A 24,467-nucleotide genomic window follows, 5' to 3' on the forward strand; every position below is an offset into this window, starting at 1 on the left:
CCACTTTGGTAACGGCAGGCAAGGATGCGGCCACGGGGGCCGCACAGATGCTGCCGAAGCTATAAGACCGGCGAAGCCGAGGATTGGCTGCCGGTGTGCACTCTGTTGGCCGCGCTCCCCCTGTGGCAGGTGCGGACCCAGATGACACAGTTATCCATTCTGCCACACCCGGCCTAACGCCACCAATCAACCGCGGGGCAGGATCCGGTCCTTCGTCACTTCGTATCCCAAGGCCGTAAGGGCTGCCTTGTCGGCCTTGGTCAGCTGGGAGGCGTCGAACTTATCCAGCAGGTCCGGCCGGCGGGCTGCGGTGCGCTGCAGCTGCTGCTCCCGGCGCCACTGGGCGATCTTGCCGTGGTTGCCGCTGAGCAGGATCTCCGGCACGTCCCGCTCGCGCCAGGACGAGGGCTTGGTGTACACCGGGTACTCCAGCAGCCCGTCGGAGTGCGATTCCTCCACCAGGGATTCCGGATTGCCGACGACGCCGGGCACCAGGCGGCCGATGGCCTCCACCATCGCCAGGACAGCCACTTCTCCCCCGTTGAGGACGTAGTCTCCCAGGCTCACCGGGCGGACGTCGAACCGTTCTCCGGCCCATTCCAGGACGCGTTCGTCGATGCCTTCGTACCGCCCGCAGGCGAACACCAGATGCTTCTCCTCGGCCAGTTCGTAGGCCATGGCCTGGGTAAACACGGCGCCGGCGGGCGACGGAACAATCAGCACGGGGCGGGTGCCGCCGTCGGAGGTGCCGCCGTCGTTCGCCGTGCCGCCGTCGGTTCCTGCGTCGGCGACGGAGGCCAGTGCCTGCGCCCAGGGTTCGGCCTTCATGACCATGCCGGCGCCGCCGCCGTAGGGGGTGTCATCCACGGTGCGGTGGCGGTCCGTGGTGAAGTCCCGCAGGTCGTGGACATTGAGGTCCAGCAGCCCGTCCTGCCGGGCCTTGCCGATCAGCGACAGATCCAGTGCTGCCAGGTACTCCGGGAAAATGCTGACTACATCAATACGCACTTAGCGGCCGGCCTCGTTCTGAGCGTCCTTGTCCTTGCTGCCGCTGTCCTTCTCCGGCTTGTCCTTCTTGTCCTCGGGAAGGTTCAGTTCAAAGAGTCCCTCCGGAGGGGTGAGCAGCACGTAGCCGCCCTCGATGCTGACCTCGGGCACGATGGCTTCGACGAAGGGAACGAAGACCTCGCGGCCCTCATTGTCGTCAATCACCAGCAGATCCTGGACGGTCAGGGTGCGCAGGCCGCTGACAGTACCCACGACGTCGTCGCCGATCTTGGCCTTCAGGCCAACCAGCTCGTGCTCGTACCAGCCCTCGTCGTCGTCCTCGTCATCCAGCTCGTCGGTGTCCACGGAGAGCATGGCCCCGCGCAGTTCCTCGGCACCGTTGCGGTCCACTACTTCATCGAAGCCGAGCAGCAGGATGTCCTTGTTCCAGCGTGCGCTGATGACGGTGAGCGGGCCCTTGGACGCGGGCTCGACGGTGAGCTCGGTTCCGGGCACGAAACGGTCCTCGGGGGCGTCGGTCAGGACCTGGACGGTTACTTCGCCGCGGATGCCGTGCGGCTTGCCGATGCGTGCCACCTGTAACTGCATGGGGAATTCTCCTTGTTGTGGTGCGGCGGGGTGCTGCAACCGGGGTTGGGCAGGTTAGGACCCGGAAAACACATCAGGCCCCTCCACCATTATCTGGTGCAGGGGCCGGATGCCGTGAACTGCGTTCAACTGGTAATGCTATGAAAGTGCTGTGAACTGCCGATGCAGTCCGGCCGTGCCGCGGATTGTCAGCGGCGGCGGTCGGTATCCACTACGTCGACGCGAACCGGCTCTCCGTTCGCGAGGGCGGCGATCACGGTGCGCAATGCACGTGCCGTCCGTCCCTGGCGTCCGATGACGCGGCCCAGATCATCCTGATGAACTCGCACCTCGAGGGTTTCCCCGCGGCGGTTGCTCTTGGCGGAAACCTTGACGTCCTCAGGACTGTCAACGATTCCGCGGACGAGATGCTCCAGCGCTTCGGCCAGCAAGTTACTCAGCCTCAGCCTCTGCGGAAGCCTCGGGAGCCTCGTCCTTCTTGGCCTTCGGGGTGATGGCCTCGGGAACGATCACGGACTTCTTTTCGGGAGCCACGAAAGCTTCCTTGGGAGCCTTGACCTGGAGGGTGCCCTCCTGGCCTTCGATGTTCTTGAACTTCTGCCAGTCACCGGTGATCTTCAGCAGAACTGCAACCTGCTCGGTGGGCTGGGCGCCGACGCCGAGCCAGTACTGGGCGCGGTCCGACTTGATGTCGATGTACGACGGGTTCTCGGTCGGACGGTACAGTCCGATTTCCTCGATGGCACGGCCATCGCGCTTGGCACGGGAATCCATGACAACAACGCGGTAGTGTGCTGAGAACTTCTTGCCGAGGCGCTTAAGGCGAATCTTTACGGCCACTTTTGTGGTCACTCCTGATCTGAAATGGGGCGAACCCGTACTTCTGCTCCCGTGGGGCGGGCCATAACGTTGGGGTTCAAAAAGGACAAGATGCATGCACGGAGAGAGGGGCCGCGCAGATCGAGTACCTGACCATTGTGCCAGATGACTCCATGTTTGGCGACTCGGGTGCAGGCAGCACTAAAACGGGCGGATTAGCCGACGGCGACGCGCAGCCGGTTGCGCCAGGGATCCTCGAACCGCAGTTCCGCGCCCGTGTGGTGACTGGAGATACCGGCCACCGTCAGCCGGTCGGCCAGCCCGGCGACGTCGTCGGCGGAGGGAACACTGATGAGCACCTCTCCAAGACCCAGGGTGTCCCGGCGGGGACCTGCCCCGCGGCTGTTCCAGACGTTCATCGCCATGTGGTGGTGATACCCGCCGGCGGAGACAAACAGCGCCTGCCCGTGGAATCCGGCGGTCCGTTCAAATCCGAGGGTGTCCACATAAAACGCTTCAGCCGTGGCCGTGTCGCCCACCTGCAGATGCACGTGGCCCACCCCGGCAGCGGAGGTCTTGAGGTCAGCCAGTGCCTCTTCGGTGAGGTGTTCGCGGAAGTACGCCTGCGGCGGGAGGGCCAGCGAGGCCATCCGGACCTCGCGGCCGGACGCGGTGTCGTCCCAGCTCCAGCTGTCCCGGGGCTTGTCGTAGTACAGCTCGATCCCGTTGCCCTCCGGGTCGGTGAAATAAAATGCTTCACTCACCAGATGGTCGGCCGCACCCACGAAGGCAGCGGGGTCATACTGCGCGGCGGCGGCCACCGTGGCGGCCAGAGCGGCCTGCGTCTCGAAGAGTATGGCCGTGTGGTAGAGCCCCGCTTCGCCTCGGGTTGCCACGCGAAGTCCGGGCGCCGGAGCCAAATGGACCACGGGAACGGTTCCGCGGCCCAGGTACTGGCCGCCGTCGGCTTCCGCTACGACCTCCAGGCCGAGGGCACCGCGGTAATACGCGGAAACCTTGGCCATATCGCCCACCTTGAGCATGACCGTGCCCATGGACAGCTCGGCGGGCAGGAGATCCGAAGAATTTACTTGAAGGTTCATGCAAAGAGTTTACTTGAAGCTTCATCTAAAGCCAAAGACGCACGACGACGTCGGCATTCCGCCGGGCGGGTCCGGTTGCCGTTGTGGTTGTGGTTGGCCTACTGCAGGTTCAGTTCCTTAACCATCGCCACACGCGGCCCCAAAGCGTCCAGTCCGAGCTGCCGCTCGTGCTCCCGCAGGGCACGCAGTTCCCCGTGCAGGTCATCCACCGGTTCGAAACCGCAGCTCCGATAGAACGGAGCGTTGAACGGAACGTCGGCAAAAGTGCACAGCGTCATGGACCGGTAGCCCTGCTCCTGCGCCCACCGCAGCGCGGACTGCACCAGCAAACGGCCCGACCCGGCACCGGCAGCGGAAGGATGAACGGACAGCTGCTCCAGATGTGCCTGACCATCCACTTCCTCGATACGGGCAAATCCCACCGGAGGCTTCCCCGCCACCAGGATGTGGAGCGCTGCGGCCAGCTCGGCCGTGGTGGCCGGCGCCGGCAGCCCGTGGGAGCGAATGAGCACCCCGTCCAGCTCCGTCACCCCGTCCAGGAGGGTATCCGATGCCGCCTCCAGCTCGGGAAGCCGGGCGAGATCTTCGGCTCCGGCGTCCCGGATTGCAGGCACCGCGCGGGGCTTCATTTGCCGCCCGCCTCGGTCCGGCGGGCACGGGCGAGGAAATCCCTGATGGCCTTGCGGCCGCCGCCGGTGTCCTGCGGGCGGTGATTTCCTCCCACCTGGCTGTGCTCGGCCCCGGTGGACACCAGGAAATCCGCGACCTCCTCATACAGCGGTTCCCATCCACCGGTGAGCACCAGGGTGGGCACTCCCGGAACGATGTCCAGCGGCGCCTCCCAGGGCGGGGTTTGCAGCCGTAGCCGCGCAGCCGAACGCCTGGCAGCCTCATCGGCAGGCGCACTATGGCCCGGCCGGGCGGCACGTCCTGCGGCGGCCGCGTCGGCGGCAAAGACCCGGCGGACGTATTCGCGCTCATACTCCTCGTCGCTCATCTCCGGCGCCGCGTCAAACAACGGCTGCAACAGCTCCCGGTGGGCCCTGGTGGCGGGCAGGTCGCGGGTCAGGGAGAAGACCGCCGGCTCGCAGAGAATGAGGGAGAAGACTTTGCCCGGATCGCGCAGGGCGGCGAGCATGGCCGGAACGGCCCCCTCCGAATGCGCCACAAGGTGCCCGCCCTCGCCCAGGGCTTCACGGATGATGGCAACATCAGCTTCGAGATCCGGAGCCTCCGGCGCCGCAACGGCATCGAAGCCGTGCCGCTTGAGGAACAGGCAGTCATAATCCAGGGCCAGTCCGTGCTGCCGAGGCCAGGCTGCGGCTCCGAAGGTTCCGGCACCGTGCACAAATACCACTCGTTCAGAGGAAATGCGGGACTCCTAACGTCCTAGAATTCCGGAAAAGCCATCCACCTGCGGCATCATCCGGCGCGGCGGCGGCGCCAGGACATGTCCGCCCCGGGCCGGCGTGCCGTCAATCAGTTCCATCACGGTTCCCAGGTCCAGGGCTTCCATTCCGGCGACCAGCAGGCCTGCCGTCGCAGCGGCGAAGACCTCCGTTCCCTCCCCCAGGGCAACAAAACGGGCCTCGCGCTCACCTCCGGCTCCGCTGAACCCGGTCACCGATGTGGCCAGCGTGCCGCCGTCGAACACAAAAGCGATGGAGTCCCCCTGTCCGCCGCCCTGCCGATCCCCGCCCTGAACGTAGTCCAGCACCAGCACGCGCCCGACGTCGACCCCGGCTCCCAGCGCCTCGCCCGCCCCGCGCCGGGCAGCCGAACGGGGGTCCTCCCCGCCCTTCACCACACCGCCGGGAAGCTCCCAGCCGCCGTTGCCGGAGCGCATCATCAAAATCCGCCCGTCCGCGGTGCGGATCAGGGCGAAGGCAGCGGTGCTGCGCTTGAATACCGACCCGTAAAAGCCGTTCAGACCCTGTGCTGTCACGCTTGGCCTCTCCCCTGCTGCCGGACTTCCCCAATGTGCCGCGTCAAAGCCGGTGCCTCACGCACCGCCGTCTGGCCCGGCAGCCAGCATACGCCGGAGCCTTAAACACGCACCGCCGGACTGATGGTCCGGCGGTGCGTAAAGTGAAGCAGTTACTTGCCCAGGAACTTCTCGAAGCCCTTGGGGAGATTCAGCGATGAAGGATCGAAGTCCGCGTCCTGGCCGCCGAAGGCGCTGCCGGTCGGGAGCGCCTTGCGGGCGCCGGCGCGGCGCGCCTCGGCCTCGGCCCGCTCCTGGGCCGCCTTGGCCGGGTTACCCGACTTGGCTTTCTTCTTTCCCTTGGCCGCCTGCTGCTTCTTCCGCGAGCCGCCGAATCCGCCGGGGCCAGCCATGCCGGGCATGCCCGGGACGCCGCCGCCGGCAGCCATCTTCTTCATCATTTTCTGCGCCTGGACAAAGCGTTCCAGCAGCCCGTTAACCTCGGAAACGTGCACGCCGGAACCGCGGGCGATGCGGGCGCGGCGGGAGCCGTTGATGATCTTCGGGGCGACCCGCTCGTGCGGAGTCATGGAGCGGACGATGGCTTCGACACGGTCGATTTCGCGCTCGTCGAAGTTTTCCAGCTGCTCACGCATGCCGGCGGCACCGGGCATCATCATGAGCATCTTCTTCATGGAGCCCATTTTGCGCAGCTGCTGCATCTGCTGGAGGAAGTCATCCAGGGTGAAGTCTTCCTGGTCGGCGAACTTCTTCGCCATCCGGGAGGCTTCGTCCTTGTCCCAGTTCTGCTCGGCCTGCTCGATGAGAGTCAGGACGTCGCCGAGGTCCAGGATGCGGCTGGCCATGCGGTCCGGGTGGAAGACCTCGAAGTCGGTCAGGCCCTCACCGGTGGAGGCGAACATGATCGGCTTGCCGGTCACGGACGCAACGGACAGTGCGGCACCGCCGCGGGCGTCGCCGTCGAGCTTGGTCAGGACCACGCCGGTGAAGTTGACGCCCTCGTTGAAGGCCTGCGCCGTGTTGACGGCGTCCTGGCCGATCATGGCATCGATGACAAACAGGACTTCGTCCGGGTTGATGGCGGCGCGGATGTCCGCGGCCTGCTGCATCAGTTCGGCGTCCACGCCGAGGCGGCCGGCGGTGTCCACAATAACGACGTCGTACAGCTTGGTGCGGGCCTCTTCGATGCCCTGGCGCGCGACGGCGACCGGGTCACCGGTGGCGGACTCGAACTCGGAGGAGACGCCCGGATGCGGCGCGTAGACCGGCACGCCGGCGCGTTCGCCGTTGACCTGCAGCTGCTTGACGGCGTTGGGGCGCTGGAGGTCAGCGGCGACCAGCAGCGGGCTGTGGCCCTGGGACTTCAGGTGCTTGGAGAGCTTGCCGGCTAGCGTCGTCTTACCGGCACCCTGCAGACCAGCGAGCATGATGACCGTGGGCGGGTTCTTGGCCAGGCGCAGCCGGCGGGTTTCGCCGCCGAGGATGCCCACGAGCTCCTCGTTGACGATCTTCACGACCTGCTGCCCCGGGTTCAGCGCCTGCGACACCTCAAGGCCGAGCGCGCGCTCCTTGACGGAGGCGGTAAATGCACGGACCACGGGCACGGCGACGTCGGCGTCCAGCAGCGCGCGCCGGATCTCGCGGACCGTGGCGTCGACGTCGGCCTCGGTCAGCCGGCCCTTGCCGCGGAGGTTCTTGAAGGTTGTAGTCAACCGGTCAGACAGTGAATTGAACACGTGCCGCGCACTTCTTTCGTCAGATCTTCGCCATGTTTGGCAGGCCCAGCTGTTAAGGGTACCAAGGCGGGTTGGAAAACTTCCGCAAAACCCTAACCGGTTGTGCGGCCCGGATGGCAGGGTGGATCCATGAGTGAAACTTCTCCCCTGCGCACCCTTCTGATTCTCGGCGGCACCGGCGACCTCTCCAAGCGGCTGCTGCTGCCGGGGCTGGGCCAGCTGATCGGCAGCGGCCGCGCCCCCGCTGAGCTCCACGTCATCGGTTCAGGTTCCCGGGACTGGGACGACGCCACCTGGCAGGACCTGCTGAAAGAGTCCTTCGCCGCTGCCCGCAGCGAGGCCGACGACGACGGGAAGGAAGCGCTCGACGCCGCGGTCCGAAACGGCAGCTACCAGCAGGTGGACCTGAAGGATCCGGAGCGGCTGGTGAACGACATCCGCAGCCTGGACACACCGTTGGCCGTCTATTTCGCGCTGCCGCCGGAAGTTACGCAGTCCACCGTGGCGGCGCTGAAACCCGGAGACCTGCCCCAGGACACGCGGCTGGTGCTCGAAAAGCCGTTTGCCAGCGACGAAGCCTCGGCCCGCGAGCTGAACCGGATGCTGGCGGACCTGCTGCCCGAAAGCGACGTCTACCGGGTGGACCATTTCCTGGGCATGGCCACGGTGATGAATGTTCTGGGGCTGCGGTTCACCAACCGCATCCTGGAGCCGGTGTGGAACAACCTCCATATTGAACGCGTGGAGATTGTCTTCGACGAGAAACTGGGGTTGGAGGGACGCGCGAAGTACTACGACGGCGCCGGCGCCCTGCGCGACATGATCCAGAGCCACCTGCTGCACACCATGGCGGTCATTGCGATGGGTGCTCCGGCAACCCTCGGCCAGCGGGATGTGCGGGACCTGATTGCGGCCACTCTTCGGGCGTCCAGTGTGCCGGAGGACTATAAGCGCAGTACGCGGCGGGCCCGGTGGTCTGCCGGGGAGATCGACGGCGAAGAAGTTGAGGCATACGCCGATTCCCCCGGGGTTGATCCGGACCGGGAGACGGAGACACTCGCAGAAGTTGAAATCCGGGTCGAGAATGACCGCTGGGCCGGTGTTCCGTTCATCCTGCGCTCGGGCAAGGCTCTGGGTAAAACGCGGCAGGAAGCCGTCATTACCTTCAAGCCGGTGAGCCACCTGCCCGATGGATTCACCGGTTCGGCCGGTGAAGCCTCCAGGCTGCGGATCTCCTTCGCCCCGGCCCGGCTGGAACTGGAGTTGAACGTCAACGGTCCGGAGAGTGTCTTCACCCTGGAACGGACCGGGCTGAGTGCTCCCATGCACAAATCGGCGATGACTCCGTACGGCGAAGTGCTGGACGGCATCCTTTCGGGTGATCCGCTCGTCTCCGTGCGCGCGGACATCGCGGAGGAATGCTGGCGGATTGTGGATCCGGTACTTAAGGCATGGGCGGCCGGCGAGGTTCCGCTTGAGGCATACCCTGCCGGAACCATGGGCCCGGCGGAGTGGGAATCGAGCCGCGCGGGTTTGTGACCGCTCTTACCGCTGTCTCACACCGTTCCCGCTCTCGGTCGATTTGATCGCTTTTGAATTTCCTCTGGTGCACTGTGGATAACTCCGTATGCTGTCGTCCAGGCTCGTAGCATTGGCGTCACATCCAGTCCCGCACCATTTTTCCCGGGGGTAATTCGATGATCCGTACTTCTGTCCGTTCTGCTGTTCCCGCTGCACGGTTTGGAGTGTTCGGACTGGCTGCCGTTCTGGTGCTCGGCGGATGTTCCGGATCCGGCGGCGACCCCAACGCCGAGGCAGCCGAGAACAACTCCAGCAGCCCTTCAGCGAGTGAGAGGCCCACGGAGAGCGCTACTCCCTCCGCGACGCCAACCCCAACTGCCGCCTACAAACCGGCAACCGCTGAGGGCCCCGCCGAGAATGTGCCTCTACCTGTCATGCCCGAGGTTGCGAAGGAAGAGTCCGCGGAGGGACTGAAAGCCTTCGCCACCCACTGGTACGACCTGATGAATTACGGGTTTGAAACGGGGGATGTGGAGCCACTGAAGCAGATCAGCGGCCCGGACTGCGTCGTTTGTGGCAACGTATACAGGCTCCTGGGTAATGGCTACGACGAAGAAGATTGGATATTCGGCGGGGAGCTGGTGGTTATGTCGACCAAAACAAATTATGTAGTAACCAGCAAAGGTGTATACCAAGTTCTGATACAGATAAGACAAGACCCTTATGAGTTCCGCGGCCCTGGGGGCCTTTTATATGGGGAAAATGATGGCGTAGAAGGAACTACTGTTCAAATGATTGAAGCAACCTACAATAATGGACAGTGGTTCGCCCACAATGCTGTTACGATTCAGTAAGGCCCGAAATGAAACTCAAAGTTTCCGCCATTGTGGCGTTTATCGCACTTTTCCTATCTGCCGGCGCCCCAGCTAGCGCTAAAGACAACGGCGGTGGAAGCGGAGAGGGCGGGGTGGACGACGATAGAGTTTATGTTGGTGCATACTTTGAAATTCCTGGAAGCGGTGAATGGTCCCACTTTGACACGGGGGTGCCAGAGAATCTGACTGAATACAGGTTTGAGCTAAAATGTTTTGAGGGAGACGTCGGCAACATACTCTGCCTTAATGAGAATGAAAGATATTGCAAGGCTGCGGCGGGCGGTAAATTGGTCTATTGGTTCTCACGACTAAAAGACAGCGGGCAAGCCTGGAATCCTCTGAGCCCTGATCCGTCCTGCATTTACGCAGAAAAACCACGGGATATTGGCGACCAGATTCGAGAAACCATACTCAACGAGTTCCAGTCACGACCTATATTGCCGGGCACACTTGCGTTGCAGCCAAGTCCTCACACCCTGATTGGTGCGCACACAAACTTCTACGTAGAAGCGACTGAACAAGTTTTTGACTTTGCAATGTTTGAACAAGATATTCGAATTGTCGCTCGACCAACAGAGTACGAGTGGAGCTACGGAGACGGCACCGTTTACGGTCCTGCATCTCCGGCCGGAGGACCCCTCCCCCCAGGCCGCTGGGGTGAAGAGACCTCGACTAGCCATGTATACCGGGCAACGGGAAACTTTCAAGCCTCCGTCACGGTGTACTTTTCAGCGGAGTATTCGATCAACGGCGGCCCCATGGTGCCCATCGACGGCCGAGCTACGGTCCCGTCTGCCCCCGTGGCCATCAGCGTGTGGAAATCAGAATCCCACAACGTCGCCGATGACTGCCGGGTAAATCCGGCTGGCTACGGCTGCTGAGTTGGCGTCACATCTCAGTCCCGCACCTGTTCCAGGGGGTAATCCGATGATCCGCACTTCTGCCCGACCTGCTGTTCCCGCTGCACGGTTTGGAGTGCTGGGACTTGCAGCCATCCTGGTGCTCGGCGGATGCTCCGGATCTACCGGCGAGCCCAACGCTGAAGCCGCCGAGAACAGCTCGAGCAGCGCTTCTGCCACTAACAGCTCCGGCCCGATTGAAAGCGCCACCCCCTCTACGGCGCCGGCACCCGCTGCCGCCTACAAGCCGGCGACCGCTGAGGGCCCAGCCGAGAACGTGCCCCTGCCGATCATGCCAGAGCTTGCGAAGAGAGAATCCAAAGAGGGCTTAATAGCTTTCGGGGCCTACTGGTTCAGCTTGTTGAACTACGGCTACGAGACCGGAGACGCTTCACCGGTAAAAGCACTAAGCACACCCGAGTGCCAGCTCTGTGAGCTCTACTACGTGGATCTGGAGGAAGGATACGAGAATGACGACTGGATCCAAGGCGGGAAAATAAGTATTTCCTCAAGCGGTTCTCAATTTCAGAAAACATCGGAGGGTCGCTACCAGTTGCTGCTGTCAATCCGGCAGGGCGCAGGGGTGAATCGGGGCCCAAACGGAGTGATCTACGGTGAAGGTTCCGCCGGCGATAAACAAGCAACAGCACAAATTATGGAGGCAACGTACGTCTCCAACCACTGGGTCGTGAACTTGGTTGAAAATATGTAACCACTGAAGGCATCTGGCATCATCCTGTGGATAACTCCGGATGAGTGCCGCAGCCTCATACCCTTGCTGTCACAAGCAGTCCCGCACGATTGTTCGCAAGGGGTACTTTGATGATCCGTTCTGCTGTCGCTCCGCTCCGGCTGGGTGCCCTGGGCCTGGCCGCCATCCTTCTGCTCGGCGGATGCTCCGGATCTACCGGCGAGCCCAACGCTGAAGCCGCCGAAAACAGCCCGAGCAGCCCTTCCTCCAGCGAAAGCACCAGCCCGATGGAAAGCGCCGCTCCCTCTGCGACACCGACGCCCACTGCCGCCTACAAGCCGGCGACCGCTGAGAGTCCCGCCGAGAATGTGCCTCTGCCTGTCATGCCTGATGTTGCGAAGGAGCAATCGAAGGAGGGTCTCGAGACTTTCGGAGAGCACTGGTTTGACTTGGTGAATTACGGGTACGAAACCGGGGAAACTTCACCTGTGAGAGCGATAAGCGCACCGGACTGTGAGCGGTGCGAGTCATTCTATGCGGATGTGAATGAGGGGTATGTCAATGACGATTGGATTCAAGGTGGACATCTCAGGGTAATTTCTCGCGGCACTCAATTTATCCAGACGCCTGAAGGACGGTTCCAGTTAATTCTGTCAATCAGACAAGATGCTAGCTTCAATCGTGGTCCGAACGGCAAGATTTATCATGAAGCCGCTGCCGATGAAGAATCCTCCGCATTCATTATGGAAGCAACGTACGTCTCCGACCACTGGGTCGTGAACTTGGTTGAGAACATGTAACCGCTGAAAGCATCTGACATCACTCTGTGGACAACTCCGGATGCGTGCCGCAGCCTCGTACCCTTGCTGTCACAACCAGTCCCGCACCACTGTTCGCAAGGGGAACTCTGATGATCCGTTCTGCTGTCGCTCCGCTCCGACTGGGTACCCTGGGTATTGCCGCCATCCTGGTGCTCGGCGGATGCTCCCGATCCAGCGGCGAACCCAACGCTGAAGCAGCCGAGAACAGCTCGAGCAGCCCTTCCTCCAGCGAACGCACCAGCCCCACGGAAAGCGCAGCTCCTTCTGCCACACCCACCGCCACCTACAAGCCGGTAACCGCTGAGGGGCCCGCGGAGAACGTGCCTCTGCCTGTGATGCCCGAGGTTGCGAAGGAAGAGTCGAAGGAAGGGCTGATCGCCTTCGGTGAGCACTGGTTCGACCTGGTGAACTACGGGTACGAAACCGGAGACGCTGCGCCGGTAAGGGAAATCAGTGCACCCGACTGCGAGATCTGCGAATCATTCTATGACGATCTGGAAAAGGGATACGTGGACGGCGACTGGATCCAGGGTGGAAAAATAAACGTTCTCCAGACCGGAACCAAGTTCATCCAAACTCCAGAGGGACGCTACCAACTCCTCTTGTCGATTAGGCAGGATGCGAGCGCTAACCGAGGACCTAACGGGAAAGTGTATGTTGAGGCTCCGATTGATGAGTCAACGACTGCACAAATCATGGAGGCAACGTACATCTCCGACCACTGGGTCGTGAACTTGGTTGAAAATATGTAACCACTGAAGGCTTCTGGCATCACTCTGTGGATAACTCCGGATGAGTTCCGCAGCCTCGTACCCTTGCTGTCACAACCAGTCCCGCACGATTGTTCGCAAGGGGTACTTTGATGATCCGTTCTGCTGTCGCTCCGCTCCGGCTGGGCTCCCTGGGCCTAGCCGCCATCCTTCTGCTGGGCGGGTGCTCCGGAGGCGAAACGGATCCCGAAGCACAGGCTGCCGATCAAACCACGAACAGTGCCGAGCCAAGTGAAACCACTGATGCCGGTGAAACCGCTGTTCCAGCCCCGCCTCCAACACCTACCGCTCCCGCATACAAGCCTGCGAGCGTGAAGGGTCCTGCCGAGAATGTGCTGCTGCCGGAAATGCCTGAGCTCGCAAGGCAGGAATCCCGGGAAGGTCTCGAGGCCTTCGCAGCGCACTGGTACGAGTTGGCCAACTACGGTTATGCAACCGGAGACGTTGAACCGGTACGCACCGTCAGCGGTGACACCTGTCTTGTCTGCGACGGTTACTACCGCACCTTGGCCAGCGGGTACGTGGACGGTGATTGGATGGCCGGGGGCAAAGTCCACGTCGAAGGTGTCACCACCCCTTCCTTCGACTTCGTTCCAACCGTTGATGGTTACTTCCAAGCGATCATCACGATCACCCAGGAACCTTTGGTGTATTACGGTCCGGAAGGCTACCAAGGGACAACCAAGGGCATCGGCATTCCCATTGAGCAAATCATGGAGGCCGAGTTCCTTGATGGTGGCTGGCATGTCAGGACCTTGGAAACGCTGCAAGTGCAACAGTGAATGCGTGCGCGCGACCGGCGCAGCCGGCCCGGTCCTTGTGGAGACAAAAGAATCGAGAAGACCCCTCGGGTTGGCTGCAACCACACAGCCTTCCCAAGGGGTCTTCCTGTCCCCCACACCTACAGCGCGGAGTCCCCGCGTTCGCCGGTGCGGACCCGGAGGGCTTCCTCCACGTTGACCACCCACACCTTGCCGTCGCCGGCGCGGCCGGTGTTGGCCGTGGAGACCAGTACATCCACAATGTCGTTGAGCCATTCGTTGGCCACCAGGACCTCAATGCGGATCTTCGGCAGCAGGTCCACGGTGTATTCGGCGCCGCGGTACACCTCGGTGTGGCCGCGCTGGCGTCCGTAGCCGTTGGCCTGGCTGACGGTCAGCCCCTGCACGCCGTAGCTTTCCAGGGAACCGCGGACGGCATCGAGTTTTTCGGGCCGAACAATGGCCGTTACGAGTTTCATGAGTTGACGCTCTCCTTCGTGGCGGTGCGGACGGCTTCGTGAGTGGGACGGAAGGAACCGCCCACGCCCAGGCCGCCGAATTCGTAAGCGGTTTCTGCGTGTTCGCTCAGGTCCACGCCATTGACTTCCTGCTCCTCGGAGACCCGGAAGCCGATGGCCTTATGGATGGCCAGGCCGATCACCAGGGTCAGGACGGCGGAGAAGAGGATTGCTACGACCATGGCAACCAGCTGTGCACCGAGCTGCGCGAAGCCGCCGCCGTAGAACAGGCCGCCGCCTTCACCCTCGATTGGAAGCGCAATGAAGCCCAGCGCCAGGGTGCCCACGATGCCGGCCACCAGGTGCACGCCCACCACGTCGAGTGAATCGTCATAGCCCAGCTTGTACTTCAGGCCGACGGCGAGCGCCGAGAGGACTCCGGCCAGCAGGCCCAGCCCGACAGCGCCCAGCGGGCTGACGTTGGCACAGGCCGGAGTGATGGCCACGAGACCGGCAACAATGCCGGAGGCGGCGCCGAGCGACGTCGGGCGTCCGTCACGGATGCGTTCGGTCAGCAGCCAGCCGACCATCGCAGCGGCCGGAGCGGCCATGGTGTTGACCCAGATCAGGCCGGCTTCCTCGGCGCTGCCGGCGGCTCCTCCGTTGAAACCGAACCAGCCGAACCACAGCAGGGTGGCGCCCAGCATGACAAACGGAATGTTGTGGGGACGCTGGCTCGGGTCCTTGCCGAAGCCCTTGCGCTTGCCGATGATCAGGGCCAGCACCAGGGCTGCCACACCGGCGTTGATGTGAACCACGGTGCCGCCGGCAAAGTCGATGGCTTCTCCGACCACCGAGCCGATGGCGCCCTCTTCGCCGAGCAGTCCGCCGCCCCAGACCATGAAGGCCAGCGGGCAGTACACCAGGGTCACCCAGACGGGAACGAAGACCGCCCAGGCGCTGAACTTGGCGCGGTCCGCAATGGCGCCGCTGATCAGGGCCACCGTGATGATGGCGAAGGTGGCGCCGAAGCCGGCGCTGATGAGGTCTTCGGTGCCGATCAGGGACTCAAGTCCGAAGGAAGTGAAGGGGTTGCCGAACAGCCCGCCCACGCCGTCGCCCCCGGTCATGGAGAAGCCCCACAGAACCCAGACAACCCCCACAAGGCCGATGGAGACAAAGCTCATCATCATCATGTTCAGTGCTGCCTTGGCGCGGGTCATGCCGCCGTAAAAGAATGCCACTCCGGGCGTCATGAGCAGCACCAGTGCCGCCGAAATCATCACCCAGACGTGACCTGCTGACAGATCCATCTTCACGTCCCTTCACCTACCGCGGGCCCTTCCCGCACCATGAACTCTGCCGGTGCAAGATTTCGGCAATGGCCCGGGGAGGTTGCCGGAACATTACAAACCGCGGGTCGGTGTAAACAGTCGGTGACGGAAAAGTTTCCGCTGCGTTTCGCCGCTTGTCCGGGGACCAGTGAGGAGGGCCCCGGCGGGCCTTCGGTCGCCCTGCCCGCCGCTAGGATGGTTCCTAAGTCTCACCAACCGGAGGTACATCCTTTATGCCCGAGCAGTTTCCGCCAGCCGGCGGTCCAGATTCCCTGGCCGCCGACGACGGCCAGAACAAACCCCCCGGCAAGAACAAGAAGAAATCGTGGATCATCTCCGGGACAGCTCTGGTGGCCGTGCTGGCCGCCGGAGCCGTTGTGGCACCGATGGTGATGAACGACGCCGATCCCGCCCCGGCCGCGGCTCCCTCCCCCACCGGAACCCCGTTCACTGTGTCGGCCGAGCCGACGCTGCCCCCTGCACCGGCTGTCACTTATTACGACCAGGTTGGTCCGCCTGCCGGATCGCCGCTGAATCCCGTGGAGCCGCTGAGCATCAATGTCGCTGCGGCGAGCACCGGCACTGCCCTGCCGGACGGACTGATCGGGCTCTCCCTGGAGGCCACGGACCTGGCGGATCCTTCGCTGTCCGGTGACAATCCCGAAATGGTGGAGTCGATTTCAGGTCTCGGCCGGCCGCTGCTGCGCTTCGGCGGCAACGCGGTGGACCGGCGCTTCTTCTGGACTTCCGCCGGCGAAGCCATTCCCGGAAACCTCTCCGGCGATAAGGCCCATCCCGTCCGCGCCGTCACCCCCGCGGATCTGGAGCGGGTCAACACCCTGCTGGAAGCCGTTGACGGGCAGATTGCCCTGACCGTGGATCTGGGCAACTACGATCCGGCCCGCGCGGCCGACATGACCAAGTACGCCGCCGCAGCGTTCGGCGAGCGCCTGGTCGGGATCACGGTGGGCAACGAGCCCAACGGCTTCGCCAAGACCGGACTTCGGAACTCCGGCTACGGTATTCAGGACTACCTGACCGAGCTGAAGGCCTACGCGGAGGCCATGTATGCCGTGGCTCCGGAAGTCCCCATCGTGGGCCCGGGCACCTATGAGCAGACCTGGTGGGGTCCGTTCACCGAGGTGGAACTGCCGCAGAAGAAGATCCTCTCCTTCCACCACTACCCGCTGTCCTCCTGCGAAGGCGCGGATCCGCTGGGCGAGCCCATCCTGGCAAACCTGACCACTCGCCACCTGCATGACCACGCCAACAACTTCCGCGGCGCGGCCATGGAACCGGCCCGGACGGCGGGATTGGAAACCTGGATCCCCGAAACCGGCGTCTCGGCCTGCCCCGGCTCCAACGAAACCACCAAAACCCATGCCTCGGCTCTCTGGAGTGCGGACTACGCACTGAGTGCCGCACAGATGGGCATCTCCCGGGTCAGCTTCCACAGCTCGCTGATCACCTGCCAGGGCGGACCGCCCATGTCCGCCATCTGCGCCGGCGGCGCCTACCTGCAGCCCAACGGAGCAGTGGATGAACGGGCCAACTACTACGGCCTGTCCATGGTGGCCGAAATGCCGGCCGGCGAATTCCTGCAGCTGGATACCACCGGCGGCGGCCTGTCCTACCCGTACGCCGTGCGTCACGCGGACGGCAGCATCAGCGTGGCAGTGGTCAACAACAACAACCCCGAAACGGATGCCCAGACCCAGGTCACTCTCGAGCTCCCCGGCAAGGCACTGACCGGGACCATGTCCCAGATGACGGGCACCTCCTACACGGCCCAGGACGGCACCCTGATCGACGGCGCTCCCGCCGAAGGCACGCCGGCCGCCGAGCGTCTCACGGTGCCGGGCTTCGAATACGGTTCCAGCACGCAGACCTTCCCGCTCACCGCGGGCACGGTGACGGTGCTGAACTTTACGTTCTAGCCAAAAGCCGTCCGCAGGGAGCAATCCTGCAACGGCAAGACAAAGGGCTCCGCACTTCCCCTCGGGGAAAGTGCGGAGCCCTTGGCGTTTTGGGGAGGTGCCTAGCTCAGCAGCGCGTCCACAAAGCCGTCGGCTTCGAACGGCGCCAGGTCATCGGCGCCTTCACCCAGGCCGATGAGTTTCACGGGTACGCCCAGGGTGCGCTGGATGGCGACGACGATGCCGCCCTTGGCGGTGCCGTCCAGCTTGGTCAGGACAATGCCGGTGATATTGACGACCTCAGAGAAGACCTTGGCCTGCATCAGGCCGTTCTGGCCCGTGGTGGCGTCCAGGACCAGGAGGACCTCGTCCACCTCGGCCTGCTTTTCAATGACGCGCTTGACCTTGCCGAGCTCGTCCATCAGGCCAACCTTGTTCTGCAGGCGGCCGGCGGTGTCGATCAGCACCACGTCCACCTCGCCGTCGATGCCGGCTTTCACTGCTTCGAAGGCAACGGAGGCGGGATCGGCACCGTCGATCTCGGAACGCACGGTGGGAACGCCCACCCGCTGTCCCCAGGTCGCCAGCTGTTCCGCGGCGGCGGCACGGAACGTGTCCGCAGCACCCAGCAGCACGTCCTTGTCCTCGGCCACCAGCACGCGGGCCAGCTTGCCCACCGTGGTGGTCTTGCCGACGCCGTTCACGCCCACCACCATGACGACGGCGGGCTTGTCCGCATGCCGGGTGACGGCCAGGGAACGGTCCATGGTCGGATCCACGATCTTGATGAGCTCCTCGCGGAGCATCTGGTGGACTTCCTGGGGGTCGCGGCTGCCGGAAATCTTTACCCGCTCGCGCAGGGCATCGACCAGTTCCATGGTCGGTTCGGTGCCGAGGTCCGCCAGCAGCAGCGTCTCCTCGATCTCGTCCCAGACATCCTCGTCAATCTTGTCGCTGGACAGCAGCGCCAGCAGCGCCTTGCCCAGGGCATTGTTGGACTTGGACAGGCGGGCGCGCAGGCGGGCCAGTCGGCCCTGCACCGGATCGGGGGTTTCCAGCGACGGTGCCTCGGGGGCGGGTGCCGCTTCCTCCAGATCGCGCAGGTCATCGGGCACGACGACGTCGGTCTCCGCCGGGGGCGCATCCAGGACGTCGGTGCCGGCAGCGTGCGCACCGGTTCCGGTCACGGGATCATTGGCGTCACGGGTGGTGGGATACATCCCCTTGGGGGTTCGGCGGGTCCGTACCAGCAGAGCTGCCACGGAGCCGACGACGGCAAGGGCGATGACCACATAGATCACAATCGCAAGAGTCTCATTCACGCTCTTTAGCATGTCACACCGGTGTGTTTCCGGGCACCCGTGCACCGGTGTGCGCAAGCGCACGGCCGGTCCCTCCATCGTCCGCCCCGACACGCATTCGGGAGGCGAGAGTGTCTGAGAGAATCAGAGCATCATGGTCCGACCTCCCCGTCTCGCGATTCCGCGGGAAATCAAAGTCCTCATTGCCGCTGCGTTTGTCATCGCCCTCGGTTTCGGCCTCGTGGCCCCGGTGCTGCCGCAGTTCGCCCAGAGTTTCAACGTGGGTGTTGCCGCGTCCTCGGTCATCGTCAGCGCGTTTGCCTTCACCCGGCTGATCTTCGCCCCGGCCGGCGGAGCGCTGCTGGAGAAGTTCGGCGAGCGCCCGGTCTACATAGCGGGGCTGCTCATTGTTGCCGCCTCCACTGCAGCCTGCGCCTTCGCTGAAAGTTACTGGCAGCTGCTGGTCTTCCGCGGCCTGGGCGGCATCGGCTCCACCATGTTCACCATCTCGGCCATGGCGCTGATCATCCGGCTGGCCAAACCCGCGGTCCGCGGCCGGGTATCCGGCGCCTATGCCTCGTCCTTCCTGCTCGGCAACATCCTCGGCCCCCTCGCGGGCGGGCTGCTGGCCGGATTCGGGCTGCGCGTGCCCTTCCTGGTCTACGCGGGGGCGCTGGTGGTGGCCTCCGCCGTCGTCGCCTTCCAGCTCAAGGACGCCCGGCTGGCCAGCGGCGCGCCCAAGCCCGCCGCCCGGCCGGTCCTGACGGTCCGCGAAGCGCTGGGTGATTCCGCCTACCGTGCCGCGCTGGCCTCCAGCTTCGCCAACGGCTGGTCCTCGTTTGGGGTCCGCAACTCGCTCCTGCCATTGTTCGCTGCAGCAGCTCTGTCCGCCGGCCCGGAAATTGCCGGCATCTCGCTGACCGCGTTCGCCGCCGGCACCGCCGTCGTCCTGACCTTCTCCGGCCGCCTCGCCGACGGCTGGGGCCGCCGGCCGCTTGTGCTCACCGGCCTGGCGGTGAACGCCGCGGCCACCGCCGCCATCGGCTTCAGCACCAGCGTCCCCATGTTCCTGGTGGTTTCCGCCATCGCCGGCATGGGCACCGGGCTGCTGAACCCGGCGCAGCAGGCCGCCGTCGGCGATGTGGTGGGCAACGACCGCAGCGGCGGAAAAGTGCTGGCCACGTTCCAGATGGCCAGCGACAGCGGCGCCATTGTGGGTCCCATCCTGGCCGGGCTGCTCGCCGACTCGCTGGGCTTCAACTGGGCGTTCGGGGTGACCGGGGCGATTGTGGTCATGGCGTGCTTCGCCTGGATCGGTGCCCGCGAGACCCTGCAAACCGAAGCGGAATCCACTGTCCCTCCGGCTGCTCCGGAGCCCGGTGCGGGGCCGGACGCCTCAGCAGGGCCGGGCGGCACTACGATCAAGGAATGAAGCCTTTCCTCCTGCTGGCCTCCCGGGCCGAAGACGATGCCGCCACCGAAGAATATGAGGCGTTCCTCCGCTTCGGAAACCTGGAACCTGACCAGCTGCAGCGGATCCGGCTCGAGGCCGGTCCCCTGCAGCACCTCGATCTGGACGACTACAGCGGGATCATCGTCAGCGGCAGTCCGTTCAACGCCAGTGATCCGGACAGCTCCAAGTCGGAGCTGCAGCTGCGGGTCGAGAGTGAGCTGGGAGCGCTGCTGGACGACGTCGTCGAGCGCGATTTCCCCTTCCTGGGCGCCTGCTACGGAGTAGGCACCCTCGGCCGCCACCAGGGCGGGACCGTGGACCGGCAATTCGGGGAAGCGATCGGCGCCGTGGACATCAAGCTCACGGCCGACGGCCGGCAGGACCCGCTGCTCGACGGCGTGCCGGATTCCTTCACCGCCTTTGTGGGGCACCGCGAGGCCATCTCCGTGCTGCCGCCCAACGCGGTGAACCTTGCCGGTTCCTCCTCCTGCCCGGTGCAGATGTTCCGGATCAAGGAGAACCTCTACGCCACGCAGTTCCATCCCGAGCTGGACGTTCCGGGCCTGCTGACCCGCATCACCGTGTATCGGCATGCCGGTTACTTCCCGCCGGAGGAGGCCGACACCGTCAAGGCGTCCGTACGCGACGCAGACGTCAGTGTGCCGCCGCTGATCCTGGGCAACTTCGTGCGGCGCTACGCCCGGTAACGGGCCGGCCGAGTGTCGCCGGCAGCCCAGTCGCTACCCGCGGACCTTGTCCTTATCCAGCCGCTGGCTGATCACGGTGGAGACGCCGTCGCCCTGCATGGTCACCCCGTACAGCGCGTCAGCCACTTCCATCGTCCGCTTCTGGTGGGTGATGATGATCAGCTGGCTGGACTCCTTCAGCTCCTCGAAGATGGTGATCAGCCGGCTCAGGTTGGTGTCGTCCAGGGCAGCCTCCACCTCGTCCATGACGTAGAACGGCGAGGGCCGCGCCTTGAAGATCGCCACCAGCAGGGCCACCGCGGTCAGGGACCGCTCTCCGCCGGACAGCAGTGACAGCCGTTTGATCTTCTTGCCGGCGGGCCGGGCCTGGATCTCGATGCCGGTGGTGAGCATGTCACTCGGATCGGTCAGGACCAGCCGGCCCTCGCCGCCCGGAAAGAGGGTGGCGAACACGCGTTCAAACTGTTCGGCCGTGTCCCGGTAGGCCGCGGTGAAGACTTCTTCCACCTTGCGGTCCACGTCCTTGATGATGTCCAGCAGATCGCGGCGGGTGGCCTTCAGATCCTCCAGCTGTGTGCTGAGGAACGTGTGCCGTTCCTCCAGTGCGGCGAACTCTTCCAGCGCCAGCGGATTGACCCGGCCAAGTGCGGCAAGATCGCGTTCGGCCTGCTTCAGCCGCTTTTCCTGTGCTGCCCGGTTGTAGGGAACACCGGTGGTGAGCGGATTTCCGTCCTCATCCACGGGCGTGTGCAGGGCTGCCCATTTGTCGCCGGAGGATGCCGCTGGATCCGCCTCCACCGGTACCGGAACCGGCTGGTCCGGGCCGAACTCCGCCACCAGGTGCTCCGGCGTCATGCCCAGCTCTTCGATGGCGCGGGTCTCCAGCGCCTCCACGCGCAGCTGCTGCTGGGCGCGGGCCAGTTCATCGCGGTGCACCGAATCGGTAAGCCCGGCCACCTCGGCGGCGGCATTCGCTGCAGCTGTGCGGACAACCGCCAGTTCCTCATCCCAGGCGGTGCGCACCGCCTCAGCGGAGTCCCGTTCAGCCGCTGCCGCTTCCAGCGACACGTCCAGGAACCGCAGTGCCGAGCCTGCAGCTTCCGCCACTGCGGCTGCCTTTGCCGCCTGCAGTGCACGACGGCGTGCGCGCACCTCTGCGGCGGCGCGGGCCCGGCGTTCGCTTTCCGCCGCGCGTTCCAGGCCGGCCGCCCGTCCGGCCACCGCCTTGTGCTGCTCCTCGGCGGAGCGCAGGGCCAGTCGGGCGTCGGTTTCGGCCCGGCGGGCGGCGGCAGCGGCGAGCGCCAGCGCCTCGCGCTGTTCCGTGGACGGTTCGGCTTCCGCCGGTGCGTCACTCGCGGCAGCCAGGCGTGCCGCTGCCGCCGCCAGGGCTTCCTGTTCGGCAGCAAGATTCGTTTCCGCGGCTGAGACCAGCTGTTTCAGCCGTTCGGATTCACCGACGGCCGAACGCAGGGCCGAACCGAGGGTGCCGAGCCGTTCGGCGACGGCGGCCAGGCGGGCATCGGAGTCGTGCAGTGCTGCCAAAGCGTCATCGGTGCGCTGCTGAGCGGCGTTTCGGCGGGCAATGGCTCCGGAAAGGGCGAAGCCCGCTTGTTCGGACCGGGCGGCGGCAGCCCGGATCCGTGCCTCGGTTTCCTCCACTGCGGCCTGCAGCTCAAGCAGCCCCGGCGCTGAGGCCGATCCCCCGCGTCCGGAAAACACGGAGAGCACTTCTCCATCGGCGGTCACGGCGGTCAGTTCCGGATGTTCCACCAGCAGCTCGGCCGCGTCGGACAGGGACGCCACAATGACGGTGTCCGCCAGCAGCCGGCCCAGAGCGGGACGCAGCTCCGCCGGAGCGTCAACGGCATCCAAGGCCCAGACCGCTCCTTCAACGGCTACCCGCCGGCCGGAAGGTGCTCCGCCGTCGGCAGCCGGCTTCCCCAAACCTGTGTCCCCGGCACTGGCATCCACCGCCGACCGGGACGCCAGCACCAGGTCCACCTGCCCGCCGTCGGCTTCCTTGAGATGCGTCAGGGCGCGGACCGCAGCTGCAGTGTCCGCCACCGCCACCGCGGACGCCGCGGAGCCCAGGGCCGCAGTGACGGCCCGTTCGCAGCCGGCCCGGACGGTGAGCTGCGACGCGAGCGGCGCCAGCACGCCCTCCACTCCGGCGTCCAGCAGCACGGCGGAACCGTCCCGGCGGTCCAGCCCCACCCGCAGGGCGTCGCGGCGGGCGGTCAGGGTTTCCCGTTCCCGGTCCGCCTCCTGTTTGGTGCGGCGCAGCTCCTCCAGCGCGGCAACCGCTTCGTCGAGGTCGGCCACGGCGTCCTCGTACTCTGCGTCCAGTCCTTCTTCGCTTTCCTCGGCGCCGGCCGCGGAGTTCTCCAGCGCGGTGAATTCCTGCTGCGCCTGCCGGCGGCGTTCCTCCCCGGCACTGATGGACGCACGCAGCCGGCCCAGTTCCGCCTCGGCTGCATCCACCCGGGATCGGGCCGAGCCCACGGCTCCGGCAATCCGGGCCAGGCCTTCGCGGCGGTCAGCTGCGGCCCGCAGCACGGCGGCCAGGCGCCGCTCTTCGGCGGCGGCGTCTTCCTCGGCTGCGGCTCGGACTTCCTCGGCGTCCTCGAGGGCGCCACGGCGTTCCTCGATCGCCTGTTTCAGGGACTCCGCTTCGGCTCGGACCCGTTCGGCCTGAGCCTGCAACCGCTCCGGGTCCTGTCCGAAGTCTTCCCGCTGGTCCGAAGATCCCAGCAGCCGGCGGCGCTCCTGCGCCAAGGCGATCAGGGACAGGTACCGTTCCCGCTGGGCGGACAGGGCGTACCAGGTGTCCCGGGCAGCGTTGACCTGCGGGGTGGCCTGCGCGGCCAGAGTTTCCAGCTCAGCCTGGCGGGCACGGGCAGCGGCCAGCACGGCGGCCGCTTTGTCGCGGCGGGCCAGCAACTCGGCTTCCTCGGCCGCGTCACGGGCCAGGGTGCCGTTCAGGGTCACCAGGTCATCGGCCAGCAGCCGGGCTCGGGCGTCGCGGGCATCCTGCTGCACGGTGCGGGCCCGGCGGGCGACGGCGGCCTGCTTGCCCAGCGGTCCCAGCTGGCGGCGCAGCTCCGAGGTCAGGTCCGTCAGCCGGGCAAGGTTCGCCTGCATGGCTTCCAACTTGCGCACGGTTTTTTCCCGCCGGCGGCGGTGCTTGAGGATGCCGGCAGCCTCCTCGATGAACCCACGGCGTTCATCCGCCCCGGCATGCAGGATACGGTCCAGCTGACCCTGGCCGACTATGACATGCATCTCACGGCCCAGACCGGAATCGGACAGCAGCTCCTGGATGTCCAGCAGCCGGGCGGGGGCGCCGTTGATGGCGTATTCGGAGCCGCCGGACCGGAACAGGGTCCGGGAAATGGTGACTTCGGAGTATTCGATCGGCAGGGCGCCGTCGGCATTGTCGATCGTCAGGGACACCTGGGCGCGGCCCAGCGCCGGTCGTCCGCTGGTGCCGGCAAAAATAACGTCTTCCATCTTTCCGCCGCGCAGGGTCTTGGCTCCCTGCTCCCCCATCACCCAGGCCAGGGCGTCCACCACATTGGACTTTCCGGAGCCGTTGGGCCCCACCACGGCGGTGACTCCGGGTTCAAACTCGAAGGTGGTGGCTGATGCGAAGGACTTAAATCCACGCATGGTCAGCGTCTTCAAATGCACGGGGGCCAATCTTTCCTGCTGTCGGGTGATTCCCTAAATCTACTTGGTGCCTGAGACTTATCTGCAGTACT

General features: G+C 64.9%; 23 protein-coding genes. 10 read left to right on the forward strand and 13 right to left on the reverse strand.

All coding sequences use genetic code 11. The annotated features are described in order from the left end of the window. Positions 1 to 186 precede the first annotated feature (186 nt). The 9 genes from trmD to ffh all read right to left on the reverse strand — a co-directional run bounded on the left by trmD (position 187) and on the right by ffh (position 7,199). Positions 187 to 1,008, reverse strand: a complete 822-nt coding sequence (trmD, locus tag MUG94_RS11115) for a tRNA (guanosine(37)-N1)-methyltransferase TrmD (RefSeq protein ID WP_227908267.1) — start codon at positions 1,006 to 1,008, stop codon at positions 187 to 189. Then, on the reverse strand, positions 1,009 to 1,596 hold the full coding sequence (gene rimM, locus MUG94_RS11120) for a ribosome maturation factor RimM (RefSeq protein WP_227890229.1): 588 nt from the start codon (positions 1,594 to 1,596) through the stop codon (positions 1,009 to 1,011). Positions 1,597 to 1,784: 188 nt separating this feature from the next. Next, on the reverse strand, positions 1,785 to 2,027 hold the full coding sequence (locus tag MUG94_RS11125) for an RNA-binding protein (protein ID WP_104053842.1): 243 nt from the start codon (positions 2,025 to 2,027) through the stop codon (positions 1,785 to 1,787). A gap of 1 nt (position 2,028) precedes the next feature. Further along, positions 2,029 to 2,436: a 30S ribosomal protein S16 gene (gene rpsP, locus MUG94_RS11130; RefSeq protein ID WP_152217816.1), complete on the reverse strand. Its 408-nt coding sequence runs from the start codon at positions 2,434 to 2,436 to the stop codon at positions 2,029 to 2,031. A gap of 194 nt (positions 2,437 to 2,630) precedes the next feature. Further along, positions 2,631 to 3,518, reverse strand: a complete 888-nt coding sequence (locus MUG94_RS11135; protein WP_227890230.1) for a VOC family protein — start codon at positions 3,516 to 3,518, stop codon at positions 2,631 to 2,633. Between the two features lie 98 nt (positions 3,519 to 3,616). Beyond that, positions 3,617 to 4,147 carry a GNAT family N-acetyltransferase gene (locus MUG94_RS11140; RefSeq protein WP_227908266.1) on the reverse strand — a complete coding sequence of 177 codons (531 nt, stop codon included), beginning with the start codon at positions 4,145 to 4,147 and terminating at the stop codon, positions 3,617 to 3,619. After that, positions 4,144 to 4,890 (reverse strand): alpha/beta fold hydrolase, encoded by a 747-nt coding sequence (locus tag MUG94_RS11145; protein WP_227890319.1) that lies wholly within the window; start codon positions 4,888 to 4,890, stop codon positions 4,144 to 4,146. The genes MUG94_RS11140 and MUG94_RS11145 overlap by 4 nt, the downstream gene beginning before the upstream one ends. 9 nt (positions 4,891 to 4,899) lie before the next feature. Next, complete coding sequence (locus tag MUG94_RS11150; protein WP_227908265.1) at positions 4,900 to 5,463, reverse strand: NUDIX domain-containing protein; 564 nt, start codon at positions 5,461 to 5,463, stop codon at positions 4,900 to 4,902. Positions 5,464 to 5,615: 152 nt separating this feature from the next. Continuing rightward, complete coding sequence (gene ffh, locus MUG94_RS11155; RefSeq protein ID WP_227890233.1) at positions 5,616 to 7,199, reverse strand: signal recognition particle protein; 1,584 nt, start codon at positions 7,197 to 7,199, stop codon at positions 5,616 to 5,618. Positions 7,200 to 7,328: 129 nt separating this feature from the next. Between ffh and MUG94_RS11160 the strand changes: the two genes are divergently transcribed. From MUG94_RS11160 to MUG94_RS11190, 7 genes are all read left to right on the forward strand, one after another. Continuing rightward, a complete protein-coding gene (locus tag MUG94_RS11160; protein ID WP_227908264.1) occupies positions 7,329 to 8,738 on the forward strand; it encodes a glucose-6-phosphate dehydrogenase in 1,410 nt (469 codons plus the stop codon). A gap of 158 nt (positions 8,739 to 8,896) precedes the next feature. Continuing rightward, complete coding sequence (locus tag MUG94_RS17235; RefSeq protein ID WP_227908263.1) at positions 8,897 to 9,574, forward strand: DUF6318 family protein; 678 nt, start codon at positions 8,897 to 8,899, stop codon at positions 9,572 to 9,574. A gap of 8 nt (positions 9,575 to 9,582) precedes the next feature. Further along, positions 9,583 to 10,476, forward strand: a complete 894-nt coding sequence (locus MUG94_RS11170; protein ID WP_227908262.1) for a PKD domain-containing protein — start codon at positions 9,583 to 9,585, stop codon at positions 10,474 to 10,476. Positions 10,477 to 10,522: 46 nt separating this feature from the next. Next, complete coding sequence (locus tag MUG94_RS11175; protein ID WP_227908261.1) at positions 10,523 to 11,206, forward strand: DUF6318 family protein; 684 nt, start codon at positions 10,523 to 10,525, stop codon at positions 11,204 to 11,206. Positions 11,207 to 11,316: 110 nt separating this feature from the next. Further along, on the forward strand, positions 11,317 to 11,985 hold the full coding sequence (locus tag MUG94_RS11180) for a DUF6318 family protein (protein ID WP_227908260.1): 669 nt from the start codon (positions 11,317 to 11,319) through the stop codon (positions 11,983 to 11,985). A 110-nt stretch (positions 11,986 to 12,095) separates the two neighbouring features. Further along, positions 12,096 to 12,758 (forward strand): DUF6318 family protein, encoded by a 663-nt coding sequence (locus MUG94_RS11185; RefSeq protein ID WP_227908259.1) that lies wholly within the window; start codon positions 12,096 to 12,098, stop codon positions 12,756 to 12,758. A 110-nt stretch (positions 12,759 to 12,868) separates the two neighbouring features. After that, on the forward strand, positions 12,869 to 13,558 hold the full coding sequence (locus tag MUG94_RS11190) for a DUF6318 family protein (protein WP_227908258.1): 690 nt from the start codon (positions 12,869 to 12,871) through the stop codon (positions 13,556 to 13,558). Positions 13,559 to 13,677: 119 nt separating this feature from the next. Here MUG94_RS11190 and MUG94_RS11195 read toward each other — a convergent pair whose 3' ends face one another. Both MUG94_RS11195 and MUG94_RS11200 read right to left on the reverse strand, forming a co-directional pair. Continuing rightward, positions 13,678 to 14,016, reverse strand: coding sequence for a P-II family nitrogen regulator (locus MUG94_RS11195; RefSeq protein ID WP_104053827.1), 339 nt, complete (start codon positions 14,014 to 14,016; stop codon positions 13,678 to 13,680). After that, the gene (locus tag MUG94_RS11200; RefSeq protein ID WP_227908257.1) at positions 14,013 to 15,308 is read right to left on the reverse strand and encodes an ammonium transporter; all 1,296 of its coding nucleotides are present in this window, start codon (positions 15,306 to 15,308) and stop codon (positions 14,013 to 14,015) included. Before MUG94_RS11200 ends, MUG94_RS11195 begins: the two co-directional genes overlap by 4 nt. 254 nt (positions 15,309 to 15,562) lie before the next feature. Between MUG94_RS11200 and MUG94_RS11205 the strand changes: the two genes are divergently transcribed. Further along, a complete protein-coding gene (locus tag MUG94_RS11205; protein WP_227908256.1) occupies positions 15,563 to 17,266 on the forward strand; it encodes a hypothetical protein in 1,704 nt (567 codons plus the stop codon). A 101-nt stretch (positions 17,267 to 17,367) separates the two neighbouring features. Here MUG94_RS11205 and ftsY read toward each other — a convergent pair whose 3' ends face one another. Next, the gene (gene ftsY, locus MUG94_RS11210; protein WP_227890244.1) at positions 17,368 to 18,567 is read right to left on the reverse strand and encodes a signal recognition particle-docking protein FtsY; all 1,200 of its coding nucleotides are present in this window, start codon (positions 18,565 to 18,567) and stop codon (positions 17,368 to 17,370) included. A gap of 133 nt (positions 18,568 to 18,700) precedes the next feature. On the opposite strand from ftsY, the gene MUG94_RS11215 reads away from it, so the two are divergent. Next, positions 18,701 to 19,978 carry an MFS transporter gene (locus MUG94_RS11215; protein WP_227908255.1) on the forward strand — a complete coding sequence of 426 codons (1,278 nt, stop codon included), beginning with the start codon at positions 18,701 to 18,703 and terminating at the stop codon, positions 19,976 to 19,978. Then, the gene (locus tag MUG94_RS11220) at positions 19,975 to 20,706 is read left to right on the forward strand and encodes a glutamine amidotransferase (RefSeq protein ID WP_227890246.1); all 732 of its coding nucleotides are present in this window, start codon (positions 19,975 to 19,977) and stop codon (positions 20,704 to 20,706) included. Before MUG94_RS11215 ends, MUG94_RS11220 begins: the two co-directional genes overlap by 4 nt. Before the next feature lie 33 nt (positions 20,707 to 20,739). On the opposite strand, the gene smc is transcribed toward MUG94_RS11220, so the two are convergent. Next, positions 20,740 to 24,396, reverse strand: a complete 3,657-nt coding sequence (smc, locus tag MUG94_RS11225) for a chromosome segregation protein SMC (RefSeq protein ID WP_227908254.1) — start codon at positions 24,394 to 24,396, stop codon at positions 20,740 to 20,742. Positions 24,397 to 24,467: the final 71 nt, after the last annotated feature.

Origin of the sequence: Arthrobacter gengyunqii, from assembly GCF_023022985.1 — a bacterium.
Lineage (GTDB): Bacteria > Actinomycetota > Actinomycetes > Actinomycetales > Micrococcaceae > Arthrobacter_B > Arthrobacter_B gengyunqii.

Bases quoted from the DNA above. Each gene is read 5' to 3' on its own strand.
- MUG94_RS11200 (WP_227908257.1), bottom strand. From the start codon at position 15,308: ATGGATCTGTCAGCAGGTCACGTCTGGGTGATGATTTCGGCGGCACTG.
- rimM (WP_227890229.1), bottom strand. From the start codon at position 1,596: ATGCAGTTACAGGTGGCACGCATCGGCAAGCCGCACGGCATCCGCGGC.
- MUG94_RS11135 (WP_227890230.1), bottom strand. From the start codon at position 3,518: ATGAACCTTCAAGTAAATTCTTCGGATCTCCTGCCCGCCGAGCTGTCC.
- MUG94_RS17235 (WP_227908263.1), top strand. From the start codon at position 8,897: ATGATCCGTACTTCTGTCCGTTCTGCTGTTCCCGCTGCACGGTTTGGA.
- MUG94_RS11190 (WP_227908258.1), top strand. From the start codon at position 12,869: ATGATCCGTTCTGCTGTCGCTCCGCTCCGGCTGGGCTCCCTGGGCCTA.
- MUG94_RS11175 (WP_227908261.1), top strand. From the start codon at position 10,523: ATGATCCGCACTTCTGCCCGACCTGCTGTTCCCGCTGCACGGTTTGGA.
- MUG94_RS11160 (WP_227908264.1), top strand. From the start codon at position 7,329: ATGAGTGAAACTTCTCCCCTGCGCACCCTTCTGATTCTCGGCGGCACC.
- MUG94_RS11140 (WP_227908266.1), bottom strand. From the start codon at position 4,147: ATGAAGCCCCGCGCGGTGCCTGCAATCCGGGACGCCGGAGCCGAAGAT.
- MUG94_RS11170 (WP_227908262.1), top strand. From the start codon at position 9,583: ATGAAACTCAAAGTTTCCGCCATTGTGGCGTTTATCGCACTTTTCCTA.
- MUG94_RS11180 (WP_227908260.1), top strand. From the start codon at position 11,317: ATGATCCGTTCTGCTGTCGCTCCGCTCCGGCTGGGTGCCCTGGGCCTG.
- MUG94_RS11220 (WP_227890246.1), top strand. From the start codon at position 19,975: ATGAAGCCTTTCCTCCTGCTGGCCTCCCGGGCCGAAGACGATGCCGCC.
- MUG94_RS11215 (WP_227908255.1), top strand. From the start codon at position 18,701: ATGGTCCGACCTCCCCGTCTCGCGATTCCGCGGGAAATCAAAGTCCTC.
- MUG94_RS11185 (WP_227908259.1), top strand. From the start codon at position 12,096: ATGATCCGTTCTGCTGTCGCTCCGCTCCGACTGGGTACCCTGGGTATT.
- MUG94_RS11195 (WP_104053827.1), bottom strand. From the start codon at position 14,016: ATGAAACTCGTAACGGCCATTGTTCGGCCCGAAAAACTCGATGCCGTC.
- MUG94_RS11205 (WP_227908256.1), top strand. From the start codon at position 15,563: ATGCCCGAGCAGTTTCCGCCAGCCGGCGGTCCAGATTCCCTGGCCGCC.